The organism is Comamonas sp. w2-DMI, from assembly GCF_040187735.1.
Classification (GTDB): domain Bacteria; phylum Pseudomonadota; class Gammaproteobacteria; order Burkholderiales; family Burkholderiaceae_C; genus Comamonas; species Comamonas terrae.
Genome location: NZ_JBANEL010000022.1, coordinates 57,990 through 74,231, shown reverse-complemented (window position 1 = coordinate 74,231; position 16,242 = coordinate 57,990). Strand labels below are relative to the sequence as shown.

The 16,242-nt window shown below is 62.1% G+C and carries 18 protein-coding genes; 11 read left to right on the top strand and 7 right to left on the bottom strand.

The features are described from left to right. The first annotated feature begins 3 nt into the window (after positions 1–3). The 3 genes from V8Z74_RS20190 to V8Z74_RS20180 are packed head-to-tail and all read left to right on the top strand — an operon-like array spanning position 4 to position 3,280. Positions 4–1,398: an integrating conjugative element protein gene (locus V8Z74_RS20190; protein ID WP_087535335.1), complete on the top strand. Its 1,395-nt coding sequence runs from the start codon at positions 4–6 to the stop codon at positions 1,396–1,398. Continuing rightward, positions 1,395–1,745: a hypothetical protein gene (locus V8Z74_RS20185; protein WP_087535336.1), complete on the top strand. Its 351-nt coding sequence runs from the start codon at positions 1,395–1,397 to the stop codon at positions 1,743–1,745. The genes V8Z74_RS20190 and V8Z74_RS20185 overlap by 4 nt, the downstream gene beginning before the upstream one ends. Before the next feature lie 14 nt (positions 1,746–1,759). Continuing rightward, the gene (locus tag V8Z74_RS20180) at positions 1,760–3,280 is read left to right on the top strand and encodes a conjugal transfer protein TraG N-terminal domain-containing protein (RefSeq protein ID WP_087535337.1); all 1,521 of its coding nucleotides are present in this window, start codon (positions 1,760–1,762) and stop codon (positions 3,278–3,280) included. Positions 3,281–3,291: 11 nt separating this feature from the next. Here V8Z74_RS20180 and V8Z74_RS20175 read toward each other — a convergent pair whose 3' ends face one another. The 3 genes from V8Z74_RS20175 to V8Z74_RS20165 all read right to left on the bottom strand — a co-directional run bounded on the left by V8Z74_RS20175 (position 3,292) and on the right by V8Z74_RS20165 (position 5,013). Then, positions 3,292–3,657, bottom strand: a complete 366-nt coding sequence (locus tag V8Z74_RS20175; protein WP_087535338.1) for a DUF3742 family protein — start codon at positions 3,655–3,657, stop codon at positions 3,292–3,294. An 84-nt stretch (positions 3,658–3,741) separates the two neighbouring features. Beyond that, a complete protein-coding gene (locus tag V8Z74_RS20170; RefSeq protein WP_087535339.1) occupies positions 3,742–4,374 on the bottom strand; it encodes an RES family NAD+ phosphorylase in 633 nt (210 codons plus the stop codon). 12 nt (positions 4,375–4,386) lie between these two features. Continuing rightward, positions 4,387–5,013, bottom strand: coding sequence for an integrase (locus V8Z74_RS20165; protein ID WP_087535379.1), 627 nt, complete (start codon positions 5,011–5,013; stop codon positions 4,387–4,389). Positions 5,014–5,330: 317 nt separating this feature from the next. Between V8Z74_RS20165 and mobH the strand changes: the two genes are divergently transcribed. Further along, the gene (mobH, locus tag V8Z74_RS20160; protein WP_087535340.1) at positions 5,331–7,163 is read left to right on the top strand and encodes a MobH family relaxase; all 1,833 of its coding nucleotides are present in this window, start codon (positions 5,331–5,333) and stop codon (positions 7,161–7,163) included. A 54-nt stretch (positions 7,164–7,217) separates the two neighbouring features. Here the strand turns inward: mobH and pdxR are convergent, their stop codons facing one another. Next, positions 7,218–8,660 carry a MocR-like pyridoxine biosynthesis transcription factor PdxR gene (pdxR, locus tag V8Z74_RS20155; protein ID WP_349710916.1) on the bottom strand — a complete coding sequence of 481 codons (1,443 nt, stop codon included), beginning with the start codon at positions 8,658–8,660 and terminating at the stop codon, positions 7,218–7,220. Positions 8,661–8,734: 74 nt separating this feature from the next. Between pdxR and V8Z74_RS20150 the strand changes: the two genes are divergently transcribed. From V8Z74_RS20150 to V8Z74_RS20120, 7 genes are all read left to right on the top strand, one after another. Continuing rightward, positions 8,735–9,166 (top strand): carboxymuconolactone decarboxylase family protein, encoded by a 432-nt coding sequence (locus V8Z74_RS20150; protein WP_041111050.1) that lies wholly within the window; start codon positions 8,735–8,737, stop codon positions 9,164–9,166. Between the two features lie 73 nt (positions 9,167–9,239). Continuing rightward, positions 9,240–9,554: a DUF1272 domain-containing protein gene (locus tag V8Z74_RS20145; RefSeq protein ID WP_349710915.1), complete on the top strand. Its 315-nt coding sequence runs from the start codon at positions 9,240–9,242 to the stop codon at positions 9,552–9,554. A 238-nt stretch (positions 9,555–9,792) separates the two neighbouring features. Continuing rightward, a complete protein-coding gene (locus V8Z74_RS20140) occupies positions 9,793–10,515 on the top strand; it encodes a GNAT family N-acetyltransferase (RefSeq protein WP_349710914.1) in 723 nt (240 codons plus the stop codon). Positions 10,516–10,702: 187 nt separating this feature from the next. Further along, the gene (locus tag V8Z74_RS20135) at positions 10,703–11,944 is read left to right on the top strand and encodes an MFS transporter (protein ID WP_349710913.1); all 1,242 of its coding nucleotides are present in this window, start codon (positions 10,703–10,705) and stop codon (positions 11,942–11,944) included. A gap of 35 nt (positions 11,945–11,979) precedes the next feature. Beyond that, positions 11,980–12,426 carry a GNAT family N-acetyltransferase gene (locus tag V8Z74_RS20130; protein ID WP_349710912.1) on the top strand — a complete coding sequence of 149 codons (447 nt, stop codon included), beginning with the start codon at positions 11,980–11,982 and terminating at the stop codon, positions 12,424–12,426. Beyond that, positions 12,374–13,351: a DMT family transporter gene (locus tag V8Z74_RS20125; RefSeq protein WP_349710911.1), complete on the top strand. Its 978-nt coding sequence runs from the start codon at positions 12,374–12,376 to the stop codon at positions 13,349–13,351. Before V8Z74_RS20130 ends, V8Z74_RS20125 begins: the two co-directional genes overlap by 53 nt. A 35-nt stretch (positions 13,352–13,386) precedes the next feature. Then, positions 13,387–13,731, top strand: coding sequence for an antibiotic biosynthesis monooxygenase family protein (locus V8Z74_RS20120; protein WP_349710920.1), 345 nt, complete (start codon positions 13,387–13,389; stop codon positions 13,729–13,731). A gap of 36 nt (positions 13,732–13,767) precedes the next feature. Here V8Z74_RS20120 and V8Z74_RS20115 read toward each other — a convergent pair whose 3' ends face one another. The 3 genes from V8Z74_RS20115 to V8Z74_RS20105 all read right to left on the bottom strand — a co-directional run bounded on the left by V8Z74_RS20115 (position 13,768) and on the right by V8Z74_RS20105 (position 16,237). After that, positions 13,768–14,037 carry a hypothetical protein gene (locus V8Z74_RS20115; protein ID WP_349710910.1) on the bottom strand — a complete coding sequence of 90 codons (270 nt, stop codon included), beginning with the start codon at positions 14,035–14,037 and terminating at the stop codon, positions 13,768–13,770. 135 nt (positions 14,038–14,172) lie between these two features. Continuing rightward, complete coding sequence (locus V8Z74_RS20110) at positions 14,173–15,006, bottom strand: isocitrate lyase/PEP mutase family protein (protein WP_349710909.1); 834 nt, start codon at positions 15,004–15,006, stop codon at positions 14,173–14,175. A 31-nt stretch (positions 15,007–15,037) separates the two neighbouring features. Next, positions 15,038–16,237, bottom strand: coding sequence for an MFS transporter (locus V8Z74_RS20105; protein ID WP_349710908.1), 1,200 nt, complete (start codon positions 16,235–16,237; stop codon positions 15,038–15,040). Between the last annotated feature and the right edge of the window lie 5 nt (positions 16,238–16,242).

Genomic DNA, 16,242 nt, shown 5'->3' with positions numbered 1-16,242 from the left:
ACGATGAAGCGTCCTGAACTGATGAACCTCTCCACCAAGGCATGCCGCCCGCTGCGCGCCACGGTGCTGTCGGGCGCGCTCGCCCTGGTCTGCGGCCTCGCGTGGGGGCAAGCCGGCTTCCAGACCAGCGGCCCCGTCATCGGGGATGAGGTCATGTACTCCATCGGTGGCGGCAGCGCGGTATCCATGGGACGAGCCGCCGGCATGCGCTCGATCGGTGTCGGCGTGGGCTGGAACAGCAATCTCATCTGCGGAGATATGAGTATCCAGACCACGCTGCGCAACCAGCTCAATGGCATCACGAACGGTTTTCAGCAGATCATGAGTAACGTGATCCAGAGCGCCACCAGCGCGGTGGCGTCCCTGCCGGCACTGATCATCCAGAGGGCTGATCCGGGCCTCTACAACCTGCTCACGAACGGCGTACTGCAAGCCAGGTTGGACTTCGACCGCTCGAAGCTGACGTGCCGCGCGATGGCGGAGAAGATGGCCGACACAGCAGGCGGCCAGCTCGGATGGAGCCAGATGGCGGAAGGTATGGCGCTGCGCGACGCGGTTTCGAGCACGGATGCCGTATCGGCGATTGAACAGGCCGAGACCCGCCGCGGCAACGACGGCGTGCCCTGGGTGGGCGGCAGCAATGCCGGCGGCGCGGGCCAGTCGGCCATCCGGGTGGTCGGTGACGTCACCCGCGCGGGCTACAACCTGGTCAACGGGCGCAGCGTGACCGACACCTCCTCCATCGCACCCGCCAGTTGCGCGAGCTTGTCCTGCCAGACCTGGACGTCGCCGCAGCAGGCGACCGAATGGGCGACGCGGGTTCTCGGGGAACAGGTGCAGCGCACGTGCGATTCCTGCACTAAGACCGAGACTGTGCCAGGCGTCGGGCTGACGCCGCTGATCCAAGAGGAGTACGAGACCAAGCTGGAGGCCTTGCAGGAGTTGGTTTCTGGGACGCGCAACACGACGTTCGAGAACCTGCGTGCAGCCGGCAGTACCTCGCTGCCCATCACGCGCGGCGTCATTGAGGCGCTGCGCGACGAGCCGGACCAGGACCTGCTGGCGCGGCGCCTCGCGTCCGAGGTCGCGTTGTCGTCCGTGCTGGAGAAGGCATTGCTGCTCCAGCGGACCCTGCTGACCGGCAAGAAGGAGCCCAATGTGGCGGCCAACCAGTTGGCGGTCGAGGCCGTGAACCAGGAGAGCGACACGCTCGATCAGGAGATCCGCAACCTCAAGACCGAATTGGAGCTGCGCCGCGAACTGGCGAATAACTCGCCCATGGCCATCATCCAGCGCCACGGAACGCGCGCGGCCGGCTCACGCGGTATCTACGAGGGTGACCCGGTGCCTGACCGCCTCGATCGCTTGCAGCGGGGCAACCCGGGAGGCACGCCATGAACGCGGCTTGGCTGCGCCCGCGCTGGCTTTTCAGCCGGCGCGCGGCAAAGGCGCTGCTCTGGACGGCCGTCATCACCGCCGCGGCCGTGGTTGCCAACATCGTTGGCATCTACCTCGTGGGTAGCGTTGCCGGCTGGGAGCGGTGGCTGGCGGCCAGCGCGGGCTACTTCCTGATGTGGCGGCTGTGCCTGTACGGCGCGACGGCCTACGGCTGGGTCTGGATGCGCCGCCGGCTGCTGACGCGCGAGGCTGACCCGCAGGCACGCCGCCGCCTGCTGCGCAGCGAGATCGCGGGTGTCATCGCCATCGTTGCGCTGGAAGCCAGTCTGTTGATGCAGGCCGGCTGAGGGAGATTCAGACCATGACGCTCTATACGACTGACTACCTGGAGTACTACCTGACGCTCGTCTCGTGGATCGTCCACAACGGGATCTGGGCCGTGCTGGTGTCCAGTGGCGTGTTCGCCATTCCCTTCGTGGCGATCATCTTGCAGGAATGGCTGAAGGCTCGCTCGGAGGGTGCCGACGAAGGCAACAAGGGCGTGCTTTCGGCCGCACGCATCGAGAACCGGGTGTTCGTCGCTATCGTGGTGGTGATGTTCGCGGGCATCCCCTTCATTGACGTCGATCTGAACACAATTCAGTACGACAGTTCGCGCTCGGCGCAATGCCAGGTCAGCGTGCCGCAGCCCACGGACACGGGCTGGTCGCAGTCCTTCAGCACGCTCAACAACCAGTCGGCGAAGGTGCCGGTGTGGTGGGCCTTCATGCACCCGCTCTCGCGCGCGGTCACGGGCGCTTCCGTCGCGGCGATCCCCTGCGGCACCGATCTGCGGCAGATGCGCATGGAGATCGACGCCACTCGCATCGCCGATCCGGTTCTGGCCCAGGAGGTGGCGGACTTCACGCACAACTGCTACGGGCCGGCCCGCGCCAAGCTGTTCATGCAGCGCCCGGACCTTGATGACGCGCAGATGCACGATGTCACCTGGATCGGCTCGCGCTTTTTCACCGACACCGCCGGCTACTACGACAGCTATCGCTCCAGCACGCCGCGCGATGACTGGCCCTACGACAGCGCGCGCGACGCCGGGCTGGCGCAGGTGCCCAGCGGCGGTGGTTACCCAACCTGCAGGCAGTGGTGGGCCGATGGCAGCAACGGCCTGCGGACACGGTTGCTGAGCCAGGTGGACCCGAGCCTGCTCACGCGGCTGGCGGGCTGGGCCGGGTTCCTGAGCCGCGCCGAGGTGGACGACTCGGTGATCCGCGCGATCGCTGCACCCAAGCAACAGAAGCTCAACCAGGGGTCGGTCTATACGGACTATGGCGGCCAGATCGACAAGACGTTGCCGAACATCATCACGCGCGCAGCCGGCGACGTGGGCATGGCCGTCGGGGGAATCGCGGCATTCCCGGCCATGGACGTGGTGCGCCAGGCGCTGCCCATGGTGCTCGCGCTGCTCAAGATGGCGCTCGTGATCTGCATCCCGCTGGTATTGGTCGTGGGCACCTATGACCTGAAGACGGTCGTCACCGTGAGCGTCGTGCAGTTCGCCTTGTTCTTCGTCGATTTCTGGTTTCAGTTGGCCCGCTGGATCGACAGCACCATCCTCGATGCGCTCTACGGGTGGGGATGGGGATGGAACCGGCCGCACAGCAATTTCGATCCGCTGGTGGGCTTGAACAATGCGTTCGGCGACATGCTGCTGAACTTCGTCATGGGTACGATGTTCCTCGTACTGCCGGGATTCTGGCTGGCGAGCCTCACCTGGGTCGGCATTCGGGCCGGGCATGCCATTCAAGGGCTCTCTGATGGCAGCAAGAGCGCCGGGCAAGCAGGTGGCAAGGGTGCTGGAGCGCTAAGTGGAGGTAAGCTGAAGTAGCGCAGATGCGGTCAATCGTCGGTGTACAACTCGTGCGATGTGTCGTTGTACAGATTCGGGTCGTATCCCGGGGTCTTGCGCAGCTCGGTGAGATCGGTGAAAGGCCACTCGTCATCATCAGGGGTATTGGCAGCAGCAGTCCATCCTGCCGCGAGGACACACAGCAACACGACCGCGAGCCAAAAGACAGCGTAGAAGAGCAGTCCTAGCACAACCAGCTTGGCCGCCCACAGCAGCGCAACAGCACCAGCCACCGGCACACCCTTGGATGCCAACCAATTCGACGCCCGCCGTTCGCCGCGCGCATAGACGCGCCACCCACGGCCAAGGGCGCGGCCGAAGCGTTTTGCAGTGCTGGTGCGGGTCGTGGTGCTCATGGTCGTCTCCTGCTAATGAGGGATGCCTATTCCAGTTTGGTCCATTTCACTCTGCTGCGGGCTTCAAGGTGTTCTCTTGCTGTTTCAGAACGCTTCGTCATCCGGCTCCACCGGGCGGGACTCGGGTTCCACGCCGACACGGTAAGCGGCAATGAAACGCGGCCAGTCCACATGATCCACCAGGTCGATGTCCTCGATGACGCTGACCTTCGCTCCCGCATGCTCGAACAACGCGATGCTCTTGGCGGGATAGTTGTTGCGCGACGGATAGAGCACCCCGTCGAACAGCGGCTGGCCGGTATCGCCGAGCATCGCATGCACCTGGGCGGACACCTGCTGCGTGTACGTGTAGTCCCGGCTGGCCAACTGCTCCAGGTTCAGGCCGAAGTAGCCCGCCATGACGCCCGGTGCCGTGACGTCGGCCAGGAGCACGTCTGCCATTACTCCTACGGCCCGCACCATCCGACTCTGGACTTCTTCCAGCGCGATCGAGCGTTGCGTGTCCTCAAGCCACTGGTGCTTGTGAAACACTGACTCCATCAGCGCCGTGGGCAGGTCGCGCCCCAAATAGAGCACGCCATAGACTCGGGCCGGGTCGTCATAGCGGTTGGTGCTGCTGCGGCCGTAGAACAGCGGGCTGCCCCGATAGATGACGCGGCTCACATGCTGGAGCAGTTCGCCGGCATCGATCAGGAACGAGGGCAGCTCGTGGCTCATGGCGGTCTCGCTTCAATGCACCTGAACGCCCAGCACGTTGAACACGGCCTCGGCCACGTCGTCGATCGTGCCATGCGTCACCGCATCCACCGGCGAACGATCACCCAGGCCTTCGAGCGGTTCGGACAACGCACGGTAGATCGTCCAGTGGTCGATGCCCTCGACCTCCTGAAGCACGGCTTGGGTCAACTGCTGCTTCACCGGGTCGAGTTGCCAGTCGGGCAGCTTCTGACCGCGCGGCCCCACGTTCAGCGCCAGCAGCCGACGGGCAACGATGTCCTTGTAGATCTGCTGGCGGGACTTGTCCGCCAGCTTGGCGAACTCGGGGATCGGCAGGTTGTGCGGCTGGTTGAAGGTTTCCAGGAGCACGGCACGGCCTCGCTGGACGTCGGTTTCGTTCGGTGCCCAGCGCGTGTCGGCGCGCAGCGCGGCCGCCTTGCGTGCCAAGGCCTGCCCCACCGTCTCCCCTTCCAGGTTGGCGGGCAATTTCACCGCCTCCACACGCTCGTGGACGAACGCCTGCAACTCGGCCGCGAACGCCGTGGCATCCCGGATTTCGACGGTATCCGCAAAGCGGCGCACATCCTCCACCGTGACGCGCGGCAGACGGTCGGCAATGAATTCAATGGCAGTGGGCATGGTCATCTCCCAAGTAGGTTTGAGACAGGCTCCACTCTAGTCTCCTTTGTCGCGTTTGTCAACTTTGTCGCCTGAAAGGCAATCTACCTGGCGGAAGCAGCGTCTCCGCAGTATGGGCCGAGGCCAGCGCCAGGTCGCCGTCCAATCCATTCGTGGGAGTTCCACATTGACGCTGGAGTCGCAACCCGCGCCCCGCTATACCGAAACGGTTAAAGACCAAAGGGCCAAAACGGCAAGGGAATGGGGGCAAGGGGAAAGGCCCTACCTCGAAAAGGCTAAAAGGCCTCCCGGCCGGCCCGCTATCAGGACACCGTGACATGCTCTCTCTGTTCCAGCGAAAGCGGCCGCCGGTCGCCGCCGCGCCGGTACCACCAGCCGCTACCGACCTCCCGAAAGGGTTGATGCAGCCCGAGTCGGCCGCATCGCTGCTGGCTACCCCGCGCCGGCAGAAGCTGCTGGAGCACATTTGGCAGCGCACCTCGCTCTCACGCAGGCAATTCGCCACTCTGTACCGCATACCGCTGGAGCGCTATGCCGAACTGGTCCAGGCCTTTCCGGCCTCCGAAGCGCATCATCACGCCTACCCCGGCGGCATGCTGGACCACGGCCTGGAAATCGTCGCCTACAGCCTGAAACTGCGGCAGTCCCATCTACTACCCATTGGAGCCAGCCCTGAGGACCAGGCGGCGCAGTCCGAGGCCTGGACCGCCGCCATCGCCTACGCCGCGCTGCTCCATGACATCGGAAAGGTGGCAGTCGATCTGCACGTCGAGCTGGCCGACGGCAGCACCTGGCACCCGTGGCACGGCCCGCTGCGCCAGCCATACCGATTCCGCTACCGCGACGATCGCGAATATCGGCTCCACAGCGCCGCGACAGGTTTGCTCTACCGCCAACTGCTCGACCGTGAGGCCTTGGACTGGCTCAGTGACTACCCGTCCCTGTGGGCACCGCTGCTCTACGTTCTGGCCGGGCAGTACGAGCACGCCGGTGTGCTGGGAGAACTTGTCGTGCAGGCAGACCGGGCTTCAGTGGCGCAGGAACTGGGCGGCGATCCGACCCGCGCCATGGCTGCACCCAAACACGCGCTGCAGCGCAAGCTGCTGGACGGGTTGCGCTACCTGCTCAGGGAACAGTTGAAACTGAACCAGCCCGAGGCTTCCGATGGCTGGCTCACCGAGGACAGCTTGTGGCTGGTGAGCAAAACCGTCTCGGACAAGCTCCGTGCGCACCTGCTGTCTCAGGGCATCGATGGCATTCCCGCGAACAACACCGCCGTCTTTAACGTCTTGCAGGATCACGGGATGCTCCAGCCGACGTCCGACGGCAAGGCGGTCTGGCGTGCGATCGTGACCAGTGCGACCGGCTGGTCCCACTCGTTCACCCTGTTGCGCCTCGCGCCGGCACTGATCTGGGACTCTGCCGAGCGGCCAACACCTTTCGCCGGCACAGTGACGATCGACACGACACCAGCCGATATTGACGCCAGTGCGACAGTCGCCCCGCCTGGGGTCGTGGCGCAGCCAGCCGAGGAAGGCCAAGAGCCCCCTCCTTTGGAAGGCGGTGGCCCCGCCACCGCGTTGCCACCTGCGGCCCAGCCCGAGCCTGACGTCATGGAGGACATGCTGGCGATGGTGGGCCTGGGTGGCGCTTCGGCCGACCAGCACGCGGAGGAAACCCCAGGACAGGTTCTCAACAACCCCGTAGCCGCGACAGCCGCAACGTCTCGTCCGTCACCTGCACCAGCTTCGTCGGCAACAAAACCGTCCGGGCAGCATTTCATGGCATGGCTGAAGCAGGGCGTCGCCTCACGGCGGCTCATCATCAACGACGCGAAGGCGCTCGTACACACCGTGTGCAGCACAGCCTACCTGGTCAGTCCAGGTGTGTTCCAACGATATGCTCAAGAGCATCCGCAAATAGCCATACTCTCCAAGAGCGAGGGGCAGCAAGACTGGCAGTGGGTGCAGAAACGCTTCGAGAAATTAGAGTTACACTGCAAGCAGAACAATGGACTGAATATCTGGACCTGCGAGGTTGTTGGTCCACGCAAATCCAGGCGGCTGCATGGATACCTGCTGGCCGATTCGACGCACGTTTTCGAGGAAGCCCCACCCGATAACCCCTACCTCAGCCTCAAGGATGGTTAGGCAACTGAAACAAGGGGTCGCACCACCAGGCGGCGCGGCGTATCGGTAGAGGTCTCACGTGATCTTGGTCGTCTCTAGCAGGCGCCGCGCAAGCGCCATCGCGTTATCCGGCCCGGTAATGTTGGCAAACCCCATCAAAACCCCTCCCTTGGCGGACTTTCGGATACGCCAGTGGCTCAATGCCTGAACCGCCAAACCGTGGGCCTGCGCCGCGGCAGCAAAGTCGCGGTCGCTACGTTGCCCGCTCAGCATCGCGAGCACGTGGGTTCCGCCTGCCTGCATTGCAATACTGAGATCCGCTCCGAACACCTGCGTCAGCGCATCAACCAGGTAGCCCCGTCGCTCCGCATAGAGCGAACGCATTTTGCGCAGGTGACGGGCAAAATGGCCTTGCTCCATGAATTCGGCCACCGTTGCCTGCGGCAAGATCGAACCTGGGCCGGGCAGATGATTCGCTGACTCTCGAAACCGCCTGATGTGCGACTCGGGGACAACCAGATAACCCAGACGCAGGCCTGGAAACAACACTTTGCTGAAGGTGCTGCTGTAGAGCACACGTTCGTCCCGATCCAGGCTTTTCAGGGCGGGCAATGGTCGGCCGTGGTAGCGAAACTCACTGTCGTAGTCGTCCTCGATAATCCACGCCTGCCGCCGCCGCGCCCATTTCAGCAGCTCCAGTCGCCGAGGCAAGGACAGAGCAACGCCCATGGGGCACTGGTGGGTGGGCGTGACCACGGCAAATCGCGCTTGGGCGGCGCGTCGCTGCGCGGTACTTACGCTCAGCCCTTCTTCATCCACTGGAATCGGGACCAGACGCATCCCGATGCGCAGCAGAAAATCCCGGGCATAGACGTAGCCCGGATCTTCGTACCAGCCCTCGTCGCCGCTTTTCAGCACAGTGCGGCACACCAGTTCCAGTGCTCCTCGGTAGCCAGCCGTGATGAAGACCTGCTCGTGGGAGCAGACGATGCCACGTGATATGCCTAGGTAGGTGGCGATGGCGTGCCGCAGCGGTTCATAGCCGGCGGGGTCTGGATAGTTCATGGCTGCCGCGTCGAGAACACGCAAGCTGCGGCCAGCGAGACGGGTCCATGTCTTGCGAGGGAACGCATCCAGAGCAGGCAGGCCGAACTGGAAGGGTTGAGGCTCGTCGGACGCTGTCTGCCGGCGCACTGGCGGCTGCACATGAGGCTTGGACGGAGCCGCTCGCTTTGGCTCGCCCAGGGTGTCGAGGCGCGGGGAAACGACCGTACCGGCGGGGCCACGAGCCAGGAAATAACCCTCGCCGGTCAACATCTGATACGCCAGTTCTACGGTGCCTCGCGCGAGACTGAGTTCGCTGGCGAGGCTGCGCACCGATGGCACACGGTCTCCCGGCCGCAGCTTGCCAGCGGCGATCGCTTCTCGAAAGCGCCGATACAACTGCAAATAGATCGGCGCGTCCGACTGCCGACTCGGCTTGAGCTGTCGCAAATCCAAGTTCGATGTCCCAGTCATTTTTCCAATTCTTGCACCTATTGGGTAGGACGTAATTTTCCTAAAATCCCTGACTTATGACAAGGAAATCGAAGATGAGCGAATTACGCCTGCCTTACAGAACTCTCTCGCCCGATGCCTACCGCGGTCTCATTGCCACCAGCCAGGCGCTCGAAAAGAGCAATCTAGGCAAGGAACTGGTCGAGCTGGTGTACCTGCGGGTGTCCCAGATCAACGGCTGCGCGTACTGCCTGGAAATGCACACGACGGCGCTTCGTGCGGGTGGCACGCCACAGGTCAAGCTCGATAGCTTGGCAGGCTGGCGGGTCAGTTCACACTTCAGCGAGCGCGAGCGGGCCGCGCTTGCCTGGGCCGAGTCCCTGGTGAATGTCGCGGACACCCACGCTCCCGATGAAGATTTCGCGCCCCTGAAAGCACACTTCAGCGATGTAGAGATTTCCGACCTGTGTTTCGCCGTCGCACTGATGAGTGCGTTCAACCGTCTGGCGATTGGAGTCCGTCAATAACCCCTCCGCCTGACATTGGCGCAGTTACTTGCCAAGGATAGGAGCGCTGCCCGGATGAAACAGGAGACAAAGCATGCTTGAAATCAGACCCAACTGCGAACTGTGCGACAAGGATTTGCCTGCCGACAGCCTTGATGCGCGCATTTGCAGCTACGAATGCACGTTCTGCGCTGACTGCGCGACCGGGGTATTGAACAACGTGTGTCCCACCTGCGGAGGTGGGTTCGCCCCCAGGCCAATCCGACCGCGCCGATCCTGGCGGCCGGAGCTGAATTTGGGGCTTGCCAATCATCCTGCCGGTACAGCGCGCAAGCACTGTAAGTTCACTACTGAGGAGATCGCGAGCCATGTTCAGAGCATCAAAGATATTGCCCCCCAGGACAGGTAGCGAAACGGATTCGACCTCTCATCAAATCGCACAACAGCCGGGCGCTGGAGTGATTGGTGACCGTCGCCACGACAACTCCGAAGGAACGCGAGAGTCTCGCAGGCGCCAATGGCTGCGGTATCTGATGGAGATGTATGGCGTTGCCGCCAATCGCTGAAAGCGGGCTTCCCTGTGGGGCAACCACCATCCGGGTAACCCAGTCAAAACCATCTCAAAAACTGGAAGGGTAAGGAACAGCATGAGCCAGAATTGCAATCAATATGGACAACCGATCGGAGAAACCCTGGCGAACTGGTCGGCGCGTCCGTTGCCCGGCGATGTGACGCTGGAGGGGACTTTTTGCCGCCTTGAGCCGCTGAATGCGGAGCGCCACGCCGGCGATCTGTACGCGGCATACAGTTCCGCCCCTGACGGGCGCGACTGGACCTACATGTTCGCTGGCCCCTTCAATAGCATGGACGAGTACCGCAGCTACGCTGAAACCGCAGCGCGCAGCACCGACCCCAAGCACTATGCCGTCATCGACACCAGGCTGGGAAAAGCTGTCGGTACGCTATCCCTGATGCGGGTCGATCCTGGCAATGGCGCCATCGAGGTGGGCAATGTCGCATTCTCTCCGCTGATGAAACAGAAGCCCGCCTCTACCGAGGCCCAGTTCCTGCTCATGCAGTACGTGTTCGATGAACTCAAGTACCGGCGTTATGAGTGGAAATGCGACAGCCTGAACGCGCCGTCCCGGAAGGCGGCGGACCGGCTCGGTTTCAGCTTCGAGGGCATCTTCCGCCAAGCGGTGATTTACAAGGGGCGCTCGCGCGATACCGCGTGGTTCTCCATCATCGACAAGGAATGGGCATCGCTCAAAGCGGCGTTTCTCGCTTGGCTCGCATCCGCCAACTTTGACAGCGAAGGGAAGCAGATCAGGACGCTGGCCGAGATCCGAAAGGAGCAGTCGCAAAATTGAAGCGACTGCGTTTTGACCAACTCGGTCGGGCGATTGCCGGATTTCGCAAGGAGGCTATACGGTCACCTCGCATCTTTGGTACCAATAGAACGCATCTGGACTCAGAGCGCGTGCTCCACCCCGGCGAGATGCGCCCAGCTTTGGCGGCCCTTGTCTGCCGATGCCTGGTCGCCGAGAACGCTTCAACATGACAACTGGAATTGATGAAACCTCCCCAAGCTATCGGGGATGGCGGATCGTTGTTTTGTGCTTCACAGTGGCCGTATTCTCCTGGGGATTCGCCTTCTACGGCCAAAGCATCTATCTCGCTGAGCTGCAACGCCTGCATGGCTGGTCGTCTTTCACCGTCTCGACGGCGAGCACGATGTCCTATCTTGCTGGTGCCCTACTGGTACTTTTCACTGGCGAGGCCATTAACCGATGGGGACCGCGACGCTTCTTGCTTGGCGGCGTGAGTTGCCTTGCGCTCGCCGTAGTGCTCATCGGGCAGGCACGGGCGGCGTGGCAGATTTATCCAGCCTACTTGCTGATGGCAATGGGCTGGTCGGCCATGAATGTCGTTGCGATCACCACCTTGATCGCCCTCTGGTTCGACACGAAGCGCGGTCTCGCGATCAGCCTGGCGCTCAATGGGGCGAGCTTTGGCGGCATAGCCTGGGCGCCTATCCTTCTGGCCGCCATCGGACACGTCGGGTTGGAAGTCGCTTCGCTGGCAGGCTCGGCCATCATGCTCGTCGTTCTTGTCCCGATGATTCTTGCATGGGGCAGCCGGCCGTCATCACCCAAGTCTTCGCCGCGGACGAATGCAAGCGTTTCACATGCGACCAGCGACAGTGATTCGGGCATGCCGTGGACGCGGATGCGGGCACTGCATAGCCCGGCGTTCTGGTCGCTGTCCGGTCCCTTTGCCTTGGCGTTGTTCGCGCAGGTCGGCTTTCTTGTCCACCTTGTCGCCATTCTGGAGCCGACGATAGGCAGGGCTTCGGCCGGCCTTGCCATCTCCATCGTGTCCGTCACGGCCGTCGTTGGTCGGGTGGGCCTGGGCTTTGTCATCGACCGCCTGAACATGAGGCGGGCCAGTGCGCTGTCCATGGCGTCGCAGGCTGTGGCCTTGCTGCTGATCGGCCTGTTCGACGACCGGCTCGTGCTTCTGTCCGCCTGCGCGCTGTTCGGGCTTTCAGTGGGCAACGTGATTACGCTTCCGGCACTCATCGTTCAGAAGGAATTCGACGCGAGAGCTTTTGCGCTGATCGTCGGGCTATCGACCGCCATCGGCCAAGTGACCTACGCCTTCGGGCCTGGGCTGATCGGCCTGCTGCGCGACACATCCGGCAGCTACTCCGGGCCGATATTTCTTTGTACCGCTTTGCTGACGGTTGCCGCTGTGGTCGTTTCAATACCGCAAAAGAGGCCCGGTCATCTGCAGTAACGACACCGTAATTTAGCCAATCTAGGAGATCCACAATGAGCGATAAAACCGTAATTCGCGATGCCTTGCCGGTTGACCAAGACGATTGGCTCCGGCTTTGGGCTGGCTACAACACGTTCTATGAAACCAGCGTGCCACCCGCCATCACCGCCCGGACTTGGCAGAGCATTCTTGACCCCAAATCATCGACGTTCTGCCGAATAGCCGAGCACGATGGCCGGGTGATCGGTTTCAGCACCAGCATCTTGCACGACAGTACCTGGACCGCCGCACCAGGCTGCTATCTGGAAGATTTGTTCGTGGACCCCGAGTGTCGGGGGAAAGGCATCGGGCGGAAGCTGATTGAAGACCTGGTGTCCTTGGCCAAGAAAAACGGGTGGGCAAGGCTTTACTGGCATACCCGGGACGACAACCCGGCACGCAAGCTGTATGACGAATTTGTCGCCGCAGATCGTTTCGTTCGCTATCGCCTGCAATTCTGAGCCGATGTCGCGGATTCAGCCATCGCCAGCGTCTTCAATAGATGGTTTCTACATTTCAATTGTCGTCTCCACTTTTTTGATGGGGTCCAGTTTCATTGCGGGGAAAATTCTGCTTCAGCAGGGTTTTTCGCCCATGATCCTGGTTGGCTGGCGCTTCTTCGTCGCAGCCCTTGCAACGCTTCCACTGGTTTTTCTGCATTCCAGACAGCTCGTTGCCGCGTTATTCCCTCCCCAAGCCGGATTGCGCGACGCCTCTTTGGTGATCCTGATCGGGCTGCTTCAAACGGCAGCCGTCATGGGGTTGCTGTTTTGGGCAATGCAACATGTCTCTGCCTCTACCGCCGCGATCCTGCTTTTTACCAACCCGATCTGGGTAGTGCTGTTCGGACGGGTATTCCATGGTGAGCCACTTCGCAGCGCGAGACTCGCGGGGCTGCTTCTCGGTTTCGCGGGCGTCGCGCTTGCGCTCGGCATCAGTCCAGCCGCTTTTTCTCACGAAACAAGCGTGACCGGCGAGATCATCGGCCTTGCTTCGGCTCTATGCTGGGCAATCGCAACGCTCGTCAATAAACGTGCTGCTCTGCCGTTCAACTCGTGGGCGTTGAGTTTTTGGCAAATGATGATAGGTGCGCTGGCCATCCTGATCCTTGCGTATGGCAATGGTTTGCGTTGGCCGGACTCAGTGACAGCGGTCCAGTGGGGTTGGTTCCTGTGGCTTGCAATCCCTGCATCGACAGGATCTTTCGGGCTGTGGTTTGTTGCCTTGAGCAAAGGTGGAGCGGCAAGAGCTAGTGGATTCCTTTTCCTGGCCCCACTGTTCACGGTCGTTCTTGCCTATTTCATCTTGGATTCTTCGGTTTCATGGACACAGGCTGCTGGCGGACTCTTGATCTGCTTGGCGCTATGGCTCATCAACCGGGACTAGATCAAGCACGATATAAATCATGATGGAAGGTGACAGTGATAGCGGTAATTTTTGAGGTTTTCCCCTCTCATGGTGGTGCCGAAAAATACTTCGACATTGCAACGTCGTTGAAGGGTGATCTTGAGCAAATTGAAGGGTTCATTTCGGTCGAACGCTTTGAAAGCGTGACGTCCAAGGGAAAGTATCTATCGCTTTCGTTTTGGCGCGATGAACAGGCCGTTCAACAATGGCGTAACCTTGGACAACATCGGAAAGCTCAAGCGGCTGGCCGAAAAGAGGTCTTCGCCGACTACCGTCTGCGAGTCGCGACAGTGATTCGGGACTACGGAATGAGTCAGCGTGACGAAGCGCCGAAAGACAGCCGAGATATAAATGATTGACACCCCTGGCTTCCAGTCATGGATGCACCCAACGATTCATTGCTCAAGTTCCTGTTGAACGCGGGGAGCTTGAGGACATTGAACATCCAGCGATGCGCGGTACTGCACGCAACCGCGCATGAACTGTGGCCAGTCGGGCACTACGGGAACGTGTTCGGCCTTTTCTGGAAGCAAGGCCCACAGGTGCGGGTGATACCAGCACAGATCATGGCCAGACGTGTCGCGGTGGGTACGAATGCCGGCGCGTAACTTTTTCACTTCGTCGATGAGCTGTTCCCGCGTCATCGCGTCGAGGTCTGCGTCCATATTGGCCTCACAAATTTTTTCCGTATTAGCTGGCCTGCCACCAGCACTCAAAAGGTCTCTCAGCCACGACGCAGGCCGGGAGCGTTGTCCTGCTTCGCGCTGAATCGTCTGAGGCGTCCCGCTCCTGGCGGCATATCAAGGCGCCTGCTTGCCAAGTAGCGCGTTAAGCTCCGCGCCGGAGGGGGCTCCGGCGAAACCGTCAAACCGGCCTTGCTCGGCGATCAGGCGGGCCGCATTCAGGAAGCCGCCCCAAGCCGCGCGGGCCAACGCGCCACCGACGCTGACGCGCCGAACGCCGAGGTCGGCAAGCTCCTGCAAAGTCAGATCGCTTTCCCAGCCGATGAGCACATTCACCGGCTTGGGTGCAACCGCCGCGACCACCGCGCTGATCTGTTCGCGTGTCTTGATGCCGGGCGCGTACAGACAATCCGCTCCGGCATCCGCATATGCCTTCAGCCGCAGGATGGCATCGTCGAGATCGGGGCGGCCCACGAAGAAGTTCTCCGCGCGCCCGATCAGCAAGGCCTCGCCGCCCGTGGCGTCAATCGCAGCGCGTGCCGCGCGCATCCGCTCGACCGATTCAGCCAGGCTGCGCAGCGGTGCTTGCGCGTCGCCTGTCGAATCTTCGATGGAGATGCCTGCCACGCCGGTTTCGACCGCCATGCGCACGCTCTCGGCCACGCCCTCGGGCGTGTCGGCAAACCCGCTCTCGAAATCGGCATTGATCGGCAGGTCGGAGGCCTCGACCATGTAGCGCATGTGCGCCAGGGTTTCATCACGGCAAAGCTGTCCGTCCGCCCGCGCACGAGACCAGGCGTAGCCCGAACTGGTGGTCGCCAGTGCCTTGAAGCCGAGACTGGCCAGCGCACTGGCGCTGCCGGCATCCCACGGGTTTGGCAGCACGAAGCAGCCGGATTGATGCAGTGCGCGGAATGCCGCGCGTTTTTGGGAAATGCTCGGATGGCTCATGAATATCTCCTTTGATTTTCTTGGGTGGCTGCTAGTGGACAGCCAGTGCGGGTTTAGCGGCACTGTGCCGCTCCTGGACGAGCACGATCACCGTGGTGATGACCATGAAGCAGACGGAAGCCCAGAGCACGCCGCTGGCTAACCCGCGGTCGAGCAGGAAACCGAACAGAACCGGCCCGATGACACCCCCGACATTGAATCCGGTGGAGACGATGCCGAACGTCTTGCCCTCTGCGCCGGCCGGCGAAGCGGCACGCACCAGCATGTCACGCGACGGTGCCACGATTCCGGTCAGGAAGCCGATCGCCCCCAGCGCCAGGGCCAGCAGCAGCGGTGGCAACGGTAGGCCGATGACGATCACAACGAAGACCGCCGCCAACGCGAATGCACCCGCAGCCAGGTAGCCGTGCTTGTCCGTTCGGTCTGCAAGCACGCCGCCTGCCAGCACACCGAAGGCGCTGGCGAACATGAAGACGGTCAACGCCATGTTGGCAGCCGGTAGCGTGACGTTGAACCCCTGGACCAGCGCGGAGACAGAGAATTTTTCGATGGCGCCGGTGCTGAGGCTGAGCATGGCGAACAGCAGCGTCAGGACAGCCAGGGTTCCCAGCGGAGTGGTCAACGGCCTGGCTCTCACCTTGGCCTTTTCTGTGGTCGCCGGGCTTGCCGCCTTTGCCGGTTCTGGCGTGCCGAGTCCCACAACGAACAGCCCGATCAGCCCAGCCCCGGCGGCGATGGCAAACGACCAACGCGGCTCCCAAGCCAGCGCAGCGCCCACCATCAGCGGTGGCGCGAGGGCCGCACCTAGAAATCCCGCGAAGGTGTGAACGGAGAAGGCCCGCCCCATTCTTTCGGGAACGATGCCCCGCGACAGCAATGAGTAATCGGCAGGGTGGTAAACGCCGTTGGCCAGCCCGGCCAGTCCCATCGCTACGAGCAGGCAAAGATAGGTTGGGAAGATGGCAAGCAGTGCGAAACTCAGTGAACCGAGCGCCAGCGCGGCCAACAGCATCCGTCGCGCCCCAACGCGATCGACGAGAAACCCGAGTGGGGCTTGCACCAAGGCTGACACGACATTGAACACGCCGATTGCAATACCCAGCTCGACGAAGCTGACCTGCATCGCGGCCGGCAGCAACGGCAACATGGCGGGCACCGCCATGATGTGCAGGTGACTGACCAGGTGGGCGGTAGAGACCTGGGCCAGCAGCCCGTTGGATGATGAAGTCATATTGG

What these genes read in the sequence shown, in the direction of transcription:
- V8Z74_RS20190 (WP_087535335.1), top strand. Translation starts at nt 4, where the DNA reads ATGAAGCGTCCTGAACTGATGAACCTCTCCACCAAGGCATGCCGCCCG.
- V8Z74_RS20180 (WP_087535337.1), top strand. Translation starts at nt 1,760, where the DNA reads ATGACGCTCTATACGACTGACTACCTGGAGTACTACCTGACGCTCGTC.
- V8Z74_RS20130 (WP_349710912.1), top strand. Translation starts at nt 11,980, where the DNA reads ATGAGCGATAAAACCGTAATTCGCGATGCCTTGCCGGTTGACCAAGAC.
- V8Z74_RS20140 (WP_349710914.1), top strand. Translation starts at nt 9,793, where the DNA reads ATGAGCCAGAATTGCAATCAATATGGACAACCGATCGGAGAAACCCTG.
- V8Z74_RS20115 (WP_349710910.1), bottom strand. Translation starts at nt 14,037, where the DNA reads ATGGACGCAGACCTCGACGCGATGACGCGGGAACAGCTCATCGACGAA.
- V8Z74_RS20110 (WP_349710909.1), bottom strand. Translation starts at nt 15,006, where the DNA reads ATGAGCCATCCGAGCATTTCCCAAAAACGCGCGGCATTCCGCGCACTG.
- V8Z74_RS20170 (WP_087535339.1), bottom strand. Translation starts at nt 4,374, where the DNA reads ATGAGCCACGAGCTGCCCTCGTTCCTGATCGATGCCGGCGAACTGCTC.
- mobH (WP_087535340.1), top strand. Translation starts at nt 5,331, where the DNA reads ATGCTCTCTCTGTTCCAGCGAAAGCGGCCGCCGGTCGCCGCCGCGCCG.
- V8Z74_RS20105 (WP_349710908.1), bottom strand. Translation starts at nt 16,237, where the DNA reads ATGACTTCATCATCCAACGGGCTGCTGGCCCAGGTCTCTACCGCCCAC.
- V8Z74_RS20135 (WP_349710913.1), top strand. Translation starts at nt 10,703, where the DNA reads ATGACAACTGGAATTGATGAAACCTCCCCAAGCTATCGGGGATGGCGG.
- pdxR (WP_349710916.1), bottom strand. Translation starts at nt 8,660, where the DNA reads ATGACTGGGACATCGAACTTGGATTTGCGACAGCTCAAGCCGAGTCGG.
- V8Z74_RS20125 (WP_349710911.1), top strand. Translation starts at nt 12,374, where the DNA reads ATGACGAATTTGTCGCCGCAGATCGTTTCGTTCGCTATCGCCTGCAAT.
- V8Z74_RS20145 (WP_349710915.1), top strand. Translation starts at nt 9,240, where the DNA reads ATGCTTGAAATCAGACCCAACTGCGAACTGTGCGACAAGGATTTGCCT.
- V8Z74_RS20165 (WP_087535379.1), bottom strand. Translation starts at nt 5,013, where the DNA reads ATGCCCACTGCCATTGAATTCATTGCCGACCGTCTGCCGCGCGTCACG.
- V8Z74_RS20175 (WP_087535338.1), bottom strand. Translation starts at nt 3,657, where the DNA reads ATGAGCACCACGACCCGCACCAGCACTGCAAAACGCTTCGGCCGCGCC.
- V8Z74_RS20185 (WP_087535336.1), top strand. Translation starts at nt 1,395, where the DNA reads ATGAACGCGGCTTGGCTGCGCCCGCGCTGGCTTTTCAGCCGGCGCGCG.
- V8Z74_RS20150 (WP_041111050.1), top strand. Translation starts at nt 8,735, where the DNA reads ATGAGCGAATTACGCCTGCCTTACAGAACTCTCTCGCCCGATGCCTAC.